Origin of the sequence: Enterobacter sp. BNK-8 (assembly GCF_048685095.1) — a bacterium.
Classification (GTDB): domain Bacteria; phylum Pseudomonadota; class Gammaproteobacteria; order Enterobacterales; family Enterobacteriaceae; genus Enterobacter; species Enterobacter quasiroggenkampii.
In genome coordinates this window covers 2,259,978-2,275,147 of record NZ_JBLQTN010000001.1, presented here as the reverse complement: position 1 = coordinate 2,275,147, position 15,170 = coordinate 2,259,978, and the positions used below count along the sequence as shown (strand labels likewise).

Genomic DNA, 15,170 nt, shown 5'->3' with positions numbered 1-15,170 from the left:
AAGAACATGCGCGCCCGAAATTCGGGCGCGGAGGGAAATCATGCGCTGGTTTCAATAATATTGACGATCAGACCGCTCTCTTCGAGTTTATTGCGATGCGCTTCGCTCAAACGGTCATCGGTAATCACGCGGCTAAAGCGTGAAGCGGGACCCATCGTGTAAGGATGAACGGCACCAAATTTAGAGCTGTCGGTGAGCACAATGGCTTCGCACTCTTTTTCCAGTACGGCATTGACCACGTCAGAGCGCATCATATCCCGGCCGGTAAAACCTGTCTCCGGCTGCCAGCCGTCAATCCCGATAAAGGCCTTACTGAAATGAACCTGCTGGACGTACTGACGGGTCAGCGGGCCAACCATGCTTTCGCTTTTTTTCTGATAAATACCGCCCAGCAGAATCACCTCGCAGCGCGTCTCTTTAAGCAGATGCGCGATATAGCTGCTGACGGTAATGATGGTAACGTCTTTTTGATCGGCAAGTGTTCGCGCCAGAAGGGCATTACTGCTGCCGTTTTCAATAAAGACGGTCTCACCGTTGTTCACCAGGGAGGCAGCAAATTCCGCCAGTTCACGTTTGAGCGCGTAGTTGTTCATCATGCGCGTCTCAACGTCATCACTGTCCAGCGGGACCGCATAGCCGTGCGCGCGACGCAGGTAGCTCTGTTTTTCCAGCAGATTAAGATCCTGACGGATGGTGACTTCAGAAACGCCAGTGGTTTTCGCGAGATCGACTACGCTTACGCGTCCCTGATCGATGACCATCTGCAAAATGAGTTGTTGTCGGGAATTCATAGCATCCATTTAATAAAGCGAAACGAGGTCGGAAACGGTGGGCGTTAAACTTCCCACGGCGCTTTTGGCTGTCTGTTTTCGGGCGCAGCGTCAGCGCCATGCTGAGCAAGAAGTTCAGACTTCAGGATCTCAAGATTACGGATAGCAGAGTGATAATCGCCCGCCACCAGGATATCCAGCACGGTATCAATTCGTTGTGCTACAGCTTGTGCGTCAATCGTAGACATAATCTCACCCCAGGCGCGAAAAGTTAATATTTTCAATGATGCAGAAATTGGGTTCAAAAGAGAAGGGAAAAAATGCAATAACTAAATTACATAAACGGAAGTGATAAAATTATTCCCCCTCATACAGCGGGCTTATTGAGTGGATTAGTCTAAAACTGCGCGCAACGCGCTTTTTTATAGGAGGAAGTAGACTATGACAGTTATCAATCAGCCTACCTGTACACTGTTTACCGATACTGAACGGTTCACCCAGCTGTCAGGGTATTACGAGGCGGAGCGACATACCGTCTGGATGATGTTACGGGCTCAGCCACGGCCTTGCTTCAACCATGCATTGATAGAGGAGATCATGAATTTTTCATGGCTCGTCCGCCAGTCTGGTTTTGCGGTTAATTTTTGGGTGACCGGATCGCTGGTTCCCGAGATGTATAACGCGGGCGGTGACCTGCAGTTCTTCGTTGAGTGCATTCAGCACGGTCGACGTGAAGCGTTACGGGCCTATGCGCGCGCCTGCGTTGATTGCGTGCATGCGGCCTCGCGGGGATTTGATACGGGGGCCATCTCTCTGGCCATGGTTGAAGGCAGCGCGTTAGGGGGCGGGTTTGAGGCCGCTCTTGCGCACCATTTCGTTCTGGCTCAGCGCGACGCCCGCTTAGGTTTCCCCGAAATTGCCTTTAACCTGTTTCCGGGCATGGGGGGATATTCCCTGGTTGCACGCCGTTCAGGCATGAAGCTGGCAGAGGAGCTCATCTACAAAGGGGAATCCCATACAGCGGAATGGTACGAACAGCACGGCCTGGTGGATCTCCTGTTTGAACCCGGACAAAGCTATGTCTCCACCCGAACCTTCATCGACACGCTACGGCCAAAACTGAATGGCGTGAGGGCGATGCTGCGCGCCCGGACGCGCGTTCTGCAATTGCCGCGCAGTGAACTGATGGACATCACGGAGGACTGGGTAGACGCGGCTTTCTGCCTTGAACCGAAAGATATCGCCTACATGGAGCGTCTGGTGATGCTGCAAAACCGCCATCACGCGGCGGGCTTGCGTAAAGCCAGTTAATGCTGTTTTCGCACCTGATAGCGTTTTAGCCATCGCTCGAATGCGGCAGCGGGCATCGGCTTAGCAAACAGAAAACCCTGCCGTTCGTTGACGCCGTTCTTGGTCAGAAAGGCGTCTTCTTTTGCATTTTCGACCCCTTCGGCAATCACCTGCAGGTTTAACGCCTGCGCCACCGCGACGATGGCGCGCACCAGTGACTGGGAGATGGACTGCTTATGAATATCCCTGACAAACGATTGATCGAGTTTTATGGCGTCAATAGGGAAGCGGGCCAGCTGCGAAAGGGAGGAGTAGCCGGTACCAAAATCGTCGAGATGAATTTGCGCCCCCAGCCTGCTGAACTGCTGAATCACGGAGAGCGCCAGCTCTTCGTTCTCGATAAGACAGCTTTCGGTTAATTCGACGTCCACCGGGCAGTATTCAAAGTTCAGATCCTTCAGCGCCTGCTTTAAGTCACTAAAGATAGTCTGGTCGGCCAGCTGACGCGCAGAGACGTTCACGGCCACGCGCAGGTTTATTCCCTTATCGCGCCATTTTGCCACCTGGCGAACCACATCGAGCATCACCCAGCGGCCCAGCGGCACGATCAACCCCGACTCCTCGGCATAAGAGATAAACTCCAGCGGTGGGATCAAACCGCGTTCGGGTGATTGCCAGCGGACCAGCGCTTCCAGGCTTCTGACCTCGCCGCGCCAGGTGATTTTTGGCTGATAGTGAATCAGGAGCTGATCGTTATCCAGCGCTTTACGCAGGTTGGTATCCAGCCAGAGATACTCAAACACGCGTTGGTTCATCTCGGGCGAGAAGACGCAGAACTTGCCCCGACCGTTCTCTTTGGCGGTGTACATGGCGGTATCGGCGTTGCGAATGACGCTTTCCCGGTCGTTGCCATGCTGTGGGGCGAGGGCGATGCCCAGGGAACAGCCGGTGTAAATTTCAATCAGACCGATTCGGAACGGCTGGCGCAGGCGGGTTAAAATGCGCGACGCCATCGCTTCCAGAGAGCCCTGAGAGGTATTGGTGGCCATGACGATAAACTCATCACCGCCAAGTCGTGCCAGCACCTGTTCCTCATCCAGACAGCTCAAAATGGCGAGCGCGACAGCCTGTAACAGCTGATCGCCAAACATATGCCCGTAAGCGTCGTTGACCTTTTTAAAGTTGTCCAGATCGAGATACACCACGCCAACCTGCGTGTCGCCGCGGTGACTGATGGCGTCAGAAATCAGGTCGTGGATTGCATTGCGGTTTGGCAAGCCAGTGATGGTATCGGTATTGGCCAGCACGCGCAGCCGTTCCTGAGCGCGGCGTTCCTCGGTAATATCGGTACCGGAACAGATAAGGAAAATTTCATTTTTACCGCTGCCGCTGTGAACGAATTTGTTTCTGAACAGAAACAGTCGTTGCCCTTTACGCGTTTTGATCCAGCGCTCGACTTCGTAGGAACTGCCGTTGCGGAAGAAACCGGAAATATTGCGCTTTGAGGCTGCCGCTTCGCTGCGGCTCATAAACAGCTTAAACACGTTCTGGCCAATCACTTCCTGCTCTTTCAGGCCGGTATACTCTTCGCTTAGTCGGTTAAAGCGCTGAATATTGCCGTTCTGATCGAGGATAACAATGACGGAGTTAGCCTCTGAAACGACCTGTTCCGCGAAAGAGAGTCCCTGAGCCAGGTCGCGCGCCACGGAGGGGGTATCATGCCAGGCGGAAGCGGTACCGGCCCACTCGTTACGCGTAATTTTCCGCCCAACAAGGTGAACCGGAAGGTCTTCCCCGAATAACGAGAGCGTCATGGAAATGCTGGAGGTAATCACGGTTAAGTGACGGATAAGATCGGCCTGATCGTCGTCCAGCGCAATCACCTGAGTGACATCGGCATTTTCACTGGCGGCAAGGTGCAGAGCATTGCTGTCAGCTGACAAACGCCACCATGGACTGTGAGTCCCCATGTAGCGAAACAGCAAATTCTGCTCCAGATCGTCCATCATGTTTTCTCCCGCAGCTGTTCATTAGCGCACAAATTATTCATTTGCAGTCGACTTTTCCGTTGAGAAACAGCGGTAAAACCGAAGTGAACTTATTGTTTTTCCCTGATTTCTGATAATAAAACGAGTCAGGTTAAAAAGGATACTGGGCGTATAAAAATTCACGTAACCGAATATAACAACACTCTTTTACTGTAGATAATTATGGCGAATTTGGGCGAAGGGAGACTGAAAATAGTAAGAAAAAATAATGCTTTTGTGGCGGGGGTAAAAAGAAAAATTGTCGGCCCTTCCGGAAAGGAAATGACCGACAATTGAAGAGGTTATCAGGCGACAGGACGCGCGATAATACTGCGGGTTTCCATACGGACTTCAGCAATGGTGACGTCAATCACGTCGGTGACTTTGTAAACTGTTTCACCTTTAATTTGCACCGTACCGTTTTCCTGACTACAGACCATTTCATCGCGCACAGCATGCAGGAATGGCGCAGGAATAAACGCGACAGCACCGTTATCGACCAGACGGACGCGCATCCCTCCGCGGCTGATATCGATGATTTCTGCGGCGAAACGGGTATCCGTACCGGCTTTATCCTGCAGGAAGCGTGCGTACAGCCAGTCGCCAACATCACGTTCCGCCATGCGGTTCAGACGACGGCGATCGGCCATCTGCAGCGTGGTGTCCTCCTGAGGACGGGCAACGGTTTCGCCTTTGATAATCGCTTTCAGCAAACGGTGGTTAACCATATCGCCATACTTACGGATCGGTGACGTCCAGGTCGCGTAGGCTTCGAGGCCGAGACCAAAGTGCGGGCCAGGCTCGGTGCTAATTTCTGCGAAGGACTGGAAGCGACGAATGCGGCTGTCCAGGAAGCCCGATGGCTGCGCGTCCAGTTCGCGGCGAAGCTTGCAGAAGCCCGGCAGCGTGAGCACTTCTTCCGGATCGACGTGCACGTCGTGATTCTTCAGCAGGGCTGCCAGCGCTTCGGTATTCGCCGGATCAAAGCCGGTATGGACGTTGTAAATGCCAAAGCCCAGCTTGTCGCGCAGCACGCGTGCGGCACAGATGTTGGCGGAGATCATCGCCTCTTCAACGATGCGGTTCGCAATGCGTCGCGGTTCGGCCACGATATCCAGCACTTCGCCTTTCTCACCCAGAACAAAGCGATAATCCGGGCGATCTTTGAACACCAGCGCATGGGTTTGACGCCACTCGCCGCGGTTCAGACAGATGCGATGCAGCAGACGGATCTGCGCGGCAATGGCGTCTGATTCAGGTTTCCAGCTACCGGTATTTTCCAGCCAGTCGGAGACGTTATCGTAGGCCAGCTTGGCTTTCGACTCGATGGTGGCGGCAAAGAACTCGATATCGTCTTCAATCGCGCCATCCGCAGCAATGGTCATGCGGCAGGCAAGGACCGGACGCACTTCATTCGGACGCAGCGAGCAGAGATCGTCTGACAATTCGCGCGGCAGCATTGGGATGTTGAAGCCCGGCAGGTAGTTCGTGAACGCACGGATTTTCGCCGTTTCGTCAAGCTTGCTGCCTTCAACAATCCAGGCGGTGGGATCGGCAATGGCAACGGTCAGGTGCAGTTTGCCGTCGGCACTCTCTTCAGCGTAGAGCGCATCGTCCATATCTTCGGTGCTGGCGCTGTCGATGGTGACAAACTCCAGCGCGGTAAGATCGCGACGCGTCAGACCTTCGTCCTGCATCTCGGTTGCCACGCCGTTCGGCGCTTCTTTTTCAAGATTGTGGCGTGCCAGCGTGACCCACCATGGCACGAAATGATCGGCGCCAAAAGTAATGAACTGGGTCAATTCCGCATAAAAACCGCGATCGCCTTTCAGAGGATGACGGCGCATTTCTGCTACGGCCCAGTCACCTTCTTTAAAATCATGCTCAACACCACGGGCGGCGCGGCAGGGAATGGCATCTTTCAGCAGAGGATGATCCGGCACGATAGAAAGACGATCGTCTTTTCGCTGCACCTTACCCACAAAACGGGTCAGGAACGGTTCGATCAGTTCTTCCGGTTCGGCGGACTCGCGATCCTTCTCGGTATGAATGACGGCCATGACGCGATCGCCATGCATCACTTTCTTCATCTGCGGTGGCGGAATGAAGTAGCTTTTCTGCGCGTCAACTTCAAGGAAGCCAAAGCCCTTTTCCGTGGCTTTTACGACCCCTTCTGCACGCGGCGTCTGGGAATGCAGTTGCTGTTTAAGCTGCGCTAGCAGCGGGTTGTCCTGAAACATAATGTTCTATTTTCGTAGCCATTGAGCGGCTGACAGTTTTACGCGATTCTCACTGTCTCAGCAAGCGGTCTTTGGGTAATGAGTGTGGTTATTCCTCTTTACCAAACGCCACTTTCAGGCGATTGAGCCAGCCATCAAACGCACTTTGGGTAAGCAGCGTGATGGCATATTCGCCCTGGAGTCCTTGATCCGTGAGCGGGGTAAACTGCGCGGCGCTGAAGCGGTCCGGAGAGCGGGTCAGCAGTTCGACCGCTGCCGAAAGTGCGGGGGAGGTCTGCGGGATCTCCGCGCGGCTGTTTAACAGGATTTCTCCGGTCAGGTCGAGCAGCGTCGGCTCATGACAAAGCACCGGCGTCAACGCCTCGAGCGCGGGTTCGGCCTGCCAGCGGGACAGGGACTCCAGCTGATGCGCATTCGCGTAGCGCAGCTCGACGACGGGTAAAAGCGGCATCCACGCATCGTGGCTCGCGGGAAGCGTGTGCGGCTGAATATGGTGCCCCGGCAACCAGCGAACAGGATGTCCCAACAGGGCCTGGAAAATCGCGACCACGCGCGCCTGAAAACCGATAAAGCCGATAATCTGGTTAATCACCACGATGTCGTACGTGGACAGGCCCACCTCATCAAGCTGGTTCCGGGCTTTATCATCAATGACATCAGGAGAGCTGGCGAGCTGGCGGGCATACTGGGTGATTTGCGCCAGGCGGCGGTTGCTTTCGCGCGAGGAGTCCGGGCCGGGAAGCGGGGCGAGGAGGGCGGCGTAGTGGTTACAGAGCCGCTGAACGCCGCAGGCCTGAGCGACCGTTAACGCGGTACTGAGCCGATCGTAAGCGCTGAGCGTATGCAGTCGGTTCACGGGAATTGAGAGTGGAAACAGCTGGTGGCATAAGGCTCTGGCAGGAGTAAGCCAGCCAGAACAGGCGGCGACAATCTCATCAGGCAGGGCTAAATCGAGCAAAAAACGATCGTCGACGTTAGCGGCTTCGGGCACCAGGGGCAGAACATCCGTCTGCGCGTGGTTTGACTGGGTTTCATGATACCAGTGGCCTTTGCCGGAAAAACGGCGTTGTTCCATGTGCGTTCCTTGATCTCAAAATGGCGATCAATATCCTGGCGTAAGGCAGATAAAGGGAAAAATATTGTTAGGTGATAACAAATAGCAGAACGGAATAACGAAGGGGTGACGCGGGGGGAAATACTCTCTTCCCGGGCGGGAAGAGAGTCACAGCTTATTTAATTTCCAGCTCGTTCATTGCAGCGATGTTGAAGCCGCCGTCAACGTGAACCACTTCGCCGGAGATACCCGCGGAAAGGTCAGAGCACAGGAATGCTGCAGAGTTACCCACATCTTCAATGGTAACGGTACGACGAATCGGGGTAACCGCTTCGCAGTGTGCCAGCATTTTACGGAAATCTTTAATACCGGAAGCGGCCAGGGTGCGGATAGGACCCGCAGAGATGGCGTTAACACGCACGCCTTCAGGACCCATTGCGTTCGCCATGTAGCGTACGTTGGCTTCCAGAGACGCTTTAGCCAGACCCATAACGTTGTAGTTAGGGATAGCACGTTCAGCGCCCAGGTAGGACAGGGTCAGCAGGGCTGCGCCCGGGTTCAGCATCGCGCGGCAGGATTTCGCCATCGCAACGAAGCTGTAGGAGCTGATGTCGTGCGCGATTTTGAAGCCATCACGGGTTACCGCGTTCACGTAGTCGCCGTCCAGCTGGTCGCCAGGAGCGAAGCCGATGGAGTGAACGAAACCGTCGAATTTCGGCCATGCTTTTGCCAGTTCAGCAAACATGCCGTCGATGCTTTCGTCTTGTGCAACGTCACATTCCAGAACAATGCTGGAACCCAGCTGCGCGGCAAACTCTTCAACACGGCCTTTCAGCTTGTCGTTCTGGTAGGTGAACGCCAGCTCAGCGCCTTCGCGATGCATTGCCTGTGCGATGCCGTATGCGATGGACAGTTTGCTGGCAACGCCAGTCACCAGAATGCGCTTACCGGAAAGAAAACCCATAGCTTTAATCCTTATATTCATTGCTTATTTTGCCTTGTAATTCATAGCGTTACAGGCAGTATTTCAAAATCATTCGAAATTAGCTCGAAATTATAGCCCACTCACAGCCCCTTGTGTCACGATATTTCTCGCACTTCTCCGAAGTCGCATGTCCCGAAGAATGCGTCGCGGACACGCGGGGGCGCGAAATTTCAGCATTCGTCCAGTATATCACCCGGCAACAGCTTCGCCTCATCCAACCAGCGAGGAGGCGCGATCCCGCAAGGGTGTTCACGCTTTCCTGATGTTGCCGATGAAGCGCGCAATAACGATAAAGAAAACCGGTACGAAGAAGATCGCGAGAAGCGTACCGCTAATCATGCCGCCAAACACGCCGGTACCGATGGCATGCTGCGTACTGTCGCTTGCACCACTGGCCAGCATCAGAGGAACAACCCCTAAGGTAAAGGCTAACGATGTCATCAGAATGGGGCGCAGGCGCTGACTGGCGGCATGAATGGTCGCCGCCAGCAGGGGTTGCCCTTCGCGATGCAGCTGCCTGGCAAACTCCACAATCAGAATGGCGTTCTTGGCCGACAGGCCGATAAGCGTAATCAGACCGACCTTAAAGAACACGTCATTGGTCATGCCGGCAACAAACACCGCTATCACCGCCCCGATAAGGCCCAGTGGAACAACCAGCATGACCGCAAAAGGAATAGACCAGCTCTCATACAGGGCGGCGAGCACCATAAACACGACCAGTATCGACAGGGCGATCAGGCCCGGAAGCTGCGATTCCGATTTTTTCTCCTGCAACGAACTCCCGGCCCATTCACCCGCCATGCCCTGAGGCAGGCTCCTGGACAAACCCTCCATGATCTTCATTGCGGTGCCGCTGGATACGCCTGACGCCGCACTTCCGGTAATCCGTATAGCAGAATAACCCTGGTAGCGCGTCAACTGCTGCGGCGCAACGTTCCAGGAGATCGTCGCAAACGTTGATACCGGCACCATCTCACCCATCCGGTTTTTCACTGATAGTTTCAGTATCTGTTCAGGCTGCATTCGGTAGGGGGCATCGGCCTGCATAATCACCTGTTGAACGCGGCCGTTATTCGTATAGTCGTTGACGTAATTTGAGCCCAGGGTGACGGAAAGCGTCTGGTTGATTTCATCGAATGAGACGCCCATCGCTTCCGCCTTTTCCCGGTCAACCAGGAGCGCAAGGCTGGTTCCTTCTGGCAGACCGTCTATATAGACATCACTGAGTTCAGGGCGTTGATTAGCCTGCAGAACCAGCGCGTCGGCGGCCCTCTTCAGAGCCTCATAGCCCGCTCCCGCTCTGTCCTGAACGTACCAGGTGAAGCCCGAGGAGGTGCCCATATCCGAAATGGCCGGCGGGAGCAGGCTCATTGTGACGGCATCAGTGACGTTCGTCATGCTGGCCTGTATGTGGTCGGCTTCATCCTGAGCCGTCGAGCCCTGCCGATTTTTCCAGTCCTTCAGCGTGGTGAAGGCCATGGCCGAATTCGGTCCTGAACCTGAAAAGCCAAACCCCAGGATCATAATGTTGCTTTCTATGTCCGGCCGGGCCGCAATTTCCGCTTAAAATTTTTTAACCACGTTGAGGGTGCGCTGCATCGTGGCGTCAGAAGGCAGCTGGATAGAGGACATAAAGTAGCCCTGATCTTCGTCCGGCAGAAAAGACGACGGTAACGAAGACAATCCAACAAATAGCGCCGTACAAAGCGCAACGTACAGGAGCAGCATACGCCCGGTTCGCTTCAGAACGGCACCCAGCCCGGCTTCGTAACAGACGGTGAGCAAACGGAAGCGCGCGTTAAACCTGGCCGCGAACCTTCCACTTCCGCTCTTTCCTGCCTTGTGCGGCTTGAGTAACGTTGCGCACAGGGCAGGCGTCAGTGTCAGGGCCAGAAACGCGGACAACAGTATGGAGACCGCCATAGAAATACAAAATTGTCGATAGATAATCCCGACCGAACCCTCAGCAAACCCCATGGGGATAAAGACGGCAGTGAGCACCAGCGTGATCCCGATAATCGCCGGGGTGATCTCCTGCATGGCCTGCCGGGTAGCGTCCCGTGGCGAGAGGCTTTTTTCCGCCATCAGTCGTTCGACGTTCTCCACAACCACAATGGCATCATCAACGATAATCCCTATCGCCAGCACCATGCCGAACATCGTCAGAATATTGATGGAGTATCCGCTCAATAACATCACCGTGAAGGTGCCAAGAAGTGCGACGGGAGCAACAATCGCCGGGATAAGCGTACAGCGTATCTTATGCAGAAACAGAAGCATCACCAGGAAGACCAGGACCATCGCTTCTACAAAGGTCTGAACCACCTTCATGATAGACAGTTTCACAAACGGCGCGGTATCGAAGGGAACCGTAAACGTCATTCCTTCCGGTAATACCTGGGAAAGCTCGTCGATGCGCGCGCGTACGCCTGAAGCCGTACTCATTGCGTTGGCACCCGGCGAGAGCTGGATTGCCGCAGCCGTTGCGGGCACGCCATTTTCGCGGATACCGAAAGCGTAACTTTGCAGGCCGGACTCAACGCGCGCGACGTCGGACAGTTTCAGCCTCGCGCCCGATGCATCTGATTTCAGGGTAATGTTTCTGAACGCCTCTACCGAAGTGAGTTGCCCCTTCACGGTGATGGGATATGTTACGCCTTGTCCCGCAGATGCTGGCTCATCTCCCGTTTTGCCGGGTGAAACCAGGGCATTTTGCTGGCCAACAGCAGTAAGCACATCGCTCACCGAAAGGCCGTAGCTGTGGAGCTTCATCGGATCCAGCCAGATACGCAGCGCTTTTTCGCCGCCAAACAGCTGAACTTTCCCTACGCCGGGCACGCGACGAAGCTCGTCACTGACGTTTCGGGCAAAATAGTCGCTTAAGTCGGCTTCCTCGAATTGACCGCTGGTGGACTTCAGCCCCACCATCATTAAAAATCCAGAGTTAGCGGCCTCGACGTTAATGCCGTTTTGTCTTACCGCCTGAGGAAGACGAGGCTCGACGATCTTTATCTGGTTCTGCAGATCCATCTGTGCCAGCTTGATGTCCGTGCCGGGTTTAAACGTGACGGTAATCGATGCCGAACCGGTTGTGTCGCTGGATGATTCGAAATAGAGCAAATTATCTACGCCAGAGATTTCGCGCTCGATTAACGAAATCACCGACGTATTCATGATATCGGGGCTGGCCCCCGGGTAACTGACGGAAATAATGATGCCTGGCGGAGCCACCGCCGGATACTGCGCAACCGGCAAACGAGGAATAGACAGGAGACCCGTCAGGACGATAAACAGCGCCACAACCCAGGCGAAAATGGGACGTTCGATAAAAAAATGAGGCATTGGGTTATTTTTGTGCAAAAGAGTGAGGCAGAGACTCTACCGCGCACCTGTTTAGCGGAAGTGGGCGGTTTATGGAGGCCGTGTGGAGCAATGGCTCAGATCATTCTCATAATGAGGTACAGCGGTGCTCCACCAAAAAAAATGATCAAATAACATTCATAGTAAAAGATCAGATCCTCAATATCGGGTATCGCGTTTAACAGCACGGTGAACGTAATAATGAGATAAACAAAAATCACCATCAGCCAGAAGGCGATGATAAGTAGCTCAATGAACGCGCCGGCTTTATTTTGTATGACCAGAAAAATCACTGACAATGCGATGCAGCCATAGATAAGGGGTGAAGAGAGCAGCGTCGAGGCGACTTTCTCATCCATTCTGTGTACCAGCACCAGCCAGGTATAAAGTAATCCCCACGACAGCAGCAGAAACAGGGAATATATACCCAGTTTTTTAGGAGAAAAATATTTGGAAAATTCCATGTTCATTATTTCAGCCAACTTCATAAAATCTTTAAGAAACAGTGGTAATTTGCAGCGCGCAATGCACAACGCGTTATGCCTCATTAGCGATTTTGAACGGACATTGTCGAGTCTTTATTGACTGAATGTGTAGGCTGTGTGGAGAAATAACCGGGCATTTAAATCAACCGGGAAATTTTCGTGACTACGGCACTTTTTCCCGGAGGCTGTGTCTTATTGTGCTCAAGATATCTGATAGCGTGCTTAAAGGGATTTCACCCGCGGAGATAATATGAACAAAAATACGCTGATCCTTGTTGTTGAAGACGAAGACGAAATCGCCGATATACTGATGAGCTACTTAGAGCGTTCGGGAATGAAAACGCTCAGGGCCAGGCAGGGCGAGCAGGCGATAACGCTCAATCGCCTCCATAAACCGGATCTCATCTTGCTGGACATTCACCTGCCCGTGTGTGACGGCTGGAGCGTGCTTACCACGCTTCGCCATGAAAGTGCTGTCCCCGTCATTATGGTTTCCGCTCTCGATCAGGACGTCGATAAACTTATGGGTCTGAGGCTCGGCGCGGATGATTACGTCATCAAACCCTTCAACCCTTCGGAAGTTGTCGCACGGGTTGAGGCGGTGCTGCGTAGAACAAAGCCTGCGCTTCAGCAGGCGGGGGCCCTGCCGCTCAGAACGCCATTCATTACGGTCTATCCGGATGATTTCTACGTGGAGGTTACTGCGGGGCCCGAGGTTATCTCCCCGGTCTTAACGACGACCGAATTTAAATTGCTTTCTTACCTGGTGCGGTATCCGCGCAAGGTCTGTTCCCGTGAAGAGTTGCTCAACGCGTGTTTGCCGGAAGGCGATACGCTCGACAGAACTGTCGACAGCCATATGAGCAAGCTGCGAAAAAAACTGGAGCAGGCCGGTCTTTATGGCGTTCCCGAGAGCATCAGGGGCATGGGTTACCGGCTTGGGGAAAAGAAATGAATAAAGAATCTGTCCTGAGTCGTCAGATCTTAACGTATATGCTGTTGCTGACGTTTACGATAATTGCCATCGCCATACTGGGCTCCTGGTTTTTTTACTCCTTTATTCTGGATCATCTTCCCGGCGGCCCTGCTGCGGGCGATGACGAGCAGATGACGATGTGGGACTGGGTATGGATTGGGACCGCGACAACGATCAGCCTGATCATTGCCGTATTCTTTACGGTCAAACTTTCATCGCGAATACTCACCCCGCTGAACGCGGTCGCGTCCAGCCTGAAAAAAATTTCCCAAGGCGATCTGGACGCCAGGGCATTCTGTGCCAGTTCCCGGCTGGGAGAGATCAATCACCTGGTTACGGATTTCAATGAAATGGCAGAAAAGCTGCAAACGCTCGATATCCAGCGGAAATCCTGGAATGCTGCGATTGCACATGAACTCAGAACCCCGGTCACCATTTTACGCGGAAGGCTTCAGGGGCTGGTTGACGGGGTGTTTACCCCGGATCCGGTGCTGTTTACTAACCTCCTCAAACAGACGGAAGGATTAACCCGTCTGATTGAAGACCTCCGGGTTATCAGTTCGGATGGCGGGGCAGGATACACGTTATACCAGGCCAGAACGGATCTGAAAGGGACAATACAGGACGCGCTCGATACCTTCATGCCCGAGTTCAACCGTAAGGCATTTACCGTCCATACTGAACTGAGGGAGCAGCAGTGCGTATTCGATCCCTTACGCATCAATCAGTGTCTGACCGTTTTATTTGACAATGCCTTACACTATTCAACTTCGCGCAAGCTCACGGTAAAAAATGGTGTTTCGGATAAAGGCAATTTTATCCTGATTCAGGATGGGGGACCGGGTATTCCCAGGGAGTTTCATGACTTCCTGTTTCAGCCCTTTCAGCGCGATAACGGCGCCAGACAGTTGAACCCGGAAGGCTGTGGTTTGGGCTTGTCGGTGGTAAAAGCCATCATGCTGGCGCATGGTGGCGATGTTACCTATACCTTATCAACGCAAAACCACTCAATATTTAAACTCACCTGGCCCGACTCGTGAGCGTCAGCGGCAGGTCAAATGTGCCTGCCGGCGGTAAATGCCATATTTTTCCTAGCTTAGCATCCCATTCCTGCGGGGTAATCGACAGTTTACCGCGTCTCGGGCTTAAGGTTATTTCACTGAAATAGATTTCATCATTTTTTAGCATGAGGTCAACGCGGCAGTAGTCAATGCCATCCGCCAGTTCCTGGGATGCCAGCAACGCTTGTCGGAACAAGGCCGGTTCGCCTGGCGCCAACGGTGTATTCGGATATTCCATCTGAAAGGGTTGTAAGTTCCAGTACCTGTCGTAAACGTTGATGAAATCTTTGCCGTTATCATCCGTAAAATCCGCTTCAACATAGTGGGCAACGCCATGAAAACAATGGATCCTCAGCATTTCGGGCGCTGTGTTCCTGTCTGCATCATCGAAGAGATCGACATACGGTTCGCAAAGTATTTTTGGCGTAATGTTTTTGTACTGCCATTCGCGCGTGGTGTAGTACATATTTTTCTTTAACGCGAGACTGAGTTTTTTACACGCTTCCCTGACGTTAAATTGCGCTTTGTTTGTACATATTATTGTGCTGCCACTGTCATGGTTGCACTTAAGGACGAATTTTTCAGGGAGCGTCGAAAAATCAATCTGGGACACCTTACTGTAGACGCCGAGTAATGGCACCGTTTTGACTCGCGTTGTTCTGGAGATTACGTATTCCCGAACGGCGAGTTTATCGGCAAGCAGGGTATAGACGTTATTGTGGTCATAAACCAGACGATGACATATTTTTTCACTCAACGTCGTGGGGGATTTAATGTCAGGATGCTTCCCCGATGTTTTCTTGAGCCTCACAGTATGAAAGTACAGGTCTGTCATTAAAAATGAACGACATTTTCTGATGAGATACTCGGTATATTTGAGAATGTAAGTGGCGTTGTTCATTTCTTCTCCTCCGTAATG

11 protein-coding genes and 1 pseudogene are annotated in these 15,170 nt (G+C 53.2%); 3 read left to right on the top strand and 9 right to left on the bottom strand.

Annotation, left to right across the window (positions count from 1 at the left end; translation table 11 throughout):
* Nucleotides 1-38: 38 nt before the first annotated feature.
* Together ACMGGU_RS11015 and ACMGGU_RS11010 are read right to left on the bottom strand one after the other, a co-directional pair.
* Nucleotides 39-791, bottom strand: a complete 753-nt coding sequence (locus tag ACMGGU_RS11015) for a DNA-binding transcriptional regulator YciT (protein ID WP_045908884.1) — start codon at nucleotides 789-791, stop codon at nucleotides 39-41.
* A gap of 44 nt (nucleotides 792-835) precedes the next feature.
* Complete coding sequence (locus tag ACMGGU_RS11010; RefSeq protein WP_045908883.1) at nucleotides 836-1,018, bottom strand: hypothetical protein; 183 nt, start codon at nucleotides 1,016-1,018, stop codon at nucleotides 836-838.
* Between the two features lie 193 nt (nucleotides 1,019-1,211).
* Here ACMGGU_RS11010 and ACMGGU_RS11005 point away from each other — a divergent pair, with 193 nt between their 5' ends.
* Nucleotides 1,212-2,081, top strand: coding sequence for a crotonase/enoyl-CoA hydratase family protein (locus ACMGGU_RS11005; RefSeq protein ID WP_420300547.1), 870 nt, complete (start codon nucleotides 1,212-1,214; stop codon nucleotides 2,079-2,081).
* On the opposite strand, the gene pdeR is transcribed toward ACMGGU_RS11005, so the two are convergent.
* From pdeR to ACMGGU_RS10975, 6 genes and pseudogenes are all read right to left on the bottom strand, one after another.
* The gene (pdeR, locus tag ACMGGU_RS11000; protein WP_111966564.1) at nucleotides 2,078-4,069 is read right to left on the bottom strand and encodes a cyclic di-GMP phosphodiesterase; all 1,992 of its coding nucleotides are present in this window, start codon (nucleotides 4,067-4,069) and stop codon (nucleotides 2,078-2,080) included. The two genes, ACMGGU_RS11005 and pdeR, sit on opposite strands and share 4 nt — an antisense overlap.
* Before the next feature lie 323 nt (nucleotides 4,070-4,392).
* The gene (locus ACMGGU_RS10995) at nucleotides 4,393-6,327 is read right to left on the bottom strand and encodes an exoribonuclease II (RefSeq protein WP_032647557.1); all 1,935 of its coding nucleotides are present in this window, start codon (nucleotides 6,325-6,327) and stop codon (nucleotides 4,393-4,395) included.
* An 88-nt stretch (nucleotides 6,328-6,415) separates the two neighbouring features.
* Entirely contained in the window at nucleotides 6,416-7,402 is a 987-nt protein-coding gene (locus ACMGGU_RS10990) for a CMD domain-containing protein (protein ID WP_008501221.1), read from the bottom strand.
* Between the two features lie 154 nt (nucleotides 7,403-7,556).
* Nucleotides 7,557-8,345 carry an enoyl-ACP reductase FabI gene (fabI, locus tag ACMGGU_RS10985; protein WP_003856831.1) on the bottom strand — a complete coding sequence of 263 codons (789 nt, stop codon included), beginning with the start codon at nucleotides 8,343-8,345 and terminating at the stop codon, nucleotides 7,557-7,559.
* A gap of 270 nt (nucleotides 8,346-8,615) precedes the next feature.
* Nucleotides 8,616-11,711, bottom strand: a pseudogene (locus tag ACMGGU_RS10980) (multidrug efflux RND transporter permease subunit).
* A gap of 95 nt (nucleotides 11,712-11,806) precedes the next feature.
* A complete protein-coding gene (locus ACMGGU_RS10975) occupies nucleotides 11,807-12,217 on the bottom strand; it encodes a transporter (RefSeq protein WP_080276751.1) in 411 nt (136 codons plus the stop codon).
* A gap of 247 nt (nucleotides 12,218-12,464) precedes the next feature.
* Between ACMGGU_RS10975 and ACMGGU_RS10970 the strand changes: the two genes are divergently transcribed.
* Both ACMGGU_RS10970 and ACMGGU_RS10965 read left to right on the top strand, forming a co-directional pair.
* Complete coding sequence (locus ACMGGU_RS10970; RefSeq protein WP_223539067.1) at nucleotides 12,465-13,169, top strand: response regulator; 705 nt, start codon at nucleotides 12,465-12,467, stop codon at nucleotides 13,167-13,169.
* Nucleotides 13,166-14,230: an ATP-binding protein gene (locus ACMGGU_RS10965; RefSeq protein WP_021240288.1), complete on the top strand. Its 1,065-nt coding sequence runs from the start codon at nucleotides 13,166-13,168 to the stop codon at nucleotides 14,228-14,230. The genes ACMGGU_RS10970 and ACMGGU_RS10965 overlap by 4 nt, the downstream gene beginning before the upstream one ends.
* Here the strand turns inward: ACMGGU_RS10965 and ACMGGU_RS10960 are convergent.
* On the bottom strand, nucleotides 14,211-15,152 hold the full coding sequence (locus tag ACMGGU_RS10960) for an ATP-grasp fold amidoligase family protein (protein WP_196364480.1): 942 nt from the start codon (nucleotides 15,150-15,152) through the stop codon (nucleotides 14,211-14,213). The two genes, ACMGGU_RS10965 and ACMGGU_RS10960, sit on opposite strands and share 20 nt — an antisense overlap.
* Nucleotides 15,153-15,170 lie beyond the last annotated feature (18 nt).

Coding starts and splice junctions, on each gene's coding strand:
- ACMGGU_RS10970 (WP_223539067.1), top strand. CDS start 12,465: ATGAACAAAAATACGCTGATCCTTGTTGTTGAAGACGAAGACGAAATC.
- ACMGGU_RS10975 (WP_080276751.1), bottom strand. CDS start 12,217: ATGAAGTTGGCTGAAATAATGAACATGGAATTTTCCAAATATTTTTCT.
- ACMGGU_RS11010 (WP_045908883.1), bottom strand. CDS start 1,018: ATGTCTACGATTGACGCACAAGCTGTAGCACAACGAATTGATACCGTG.
- pdeR (WP_111966564.1), bottom strand. CDS start 4,069: ATGATGGACGATCTGGAGCAGAATTTGCTGTTTCGCTACATGGGGACT.
- ACMGGU_RS10965 (WP_021240288.1), top strand. CDS start 13,166: ATGAATAAAGAATCTGTCCTGAGTCGTCAGATCTTAACGTATATGCTG.
- fabI (WP_003856831.1), bottom strand. CDS start 8,345: ATGGGTTTTCTTTCCGGTAAGCGCATTCTGGTGACTGGCGTTGCCAGC.
- ACMGGU_RS11005 (WP_420300547.1), top strand. CDS start 1,212: ATGACAGTTATCAATCAGCCTACCTGTACACTGTTTACCGATACTGAA.
- ACMGGU_RS10990 (WP_008501221.1), bottom strand. CDS start 7,402: ATGGAACAACGCCGTTTTTCCGGCAAAGGCCACTGGTATCATGAAACC.
- ACMGGU_RS11015 (WP_045908884.1), bottom strand. CDS start 791: ATGAATTCCCGACAACAACTCATTTTGCAGATGGTCATCGATCAGGGA.
- ACMGGU_RS10995 (WP_032647557.1), bottom strand. CDS start 6,327: ATGTTTCAGGACAACCCGCTGCTAGCGCAGCTTAAACAGCAACTGCAT.
- ACMGGU_RS10960 (WP_196364480.1), bottom strand. CDS start 15,152: ATGAACAACGCCACTTACATTCTCAAATATACCGAGTATCTCATCAGA.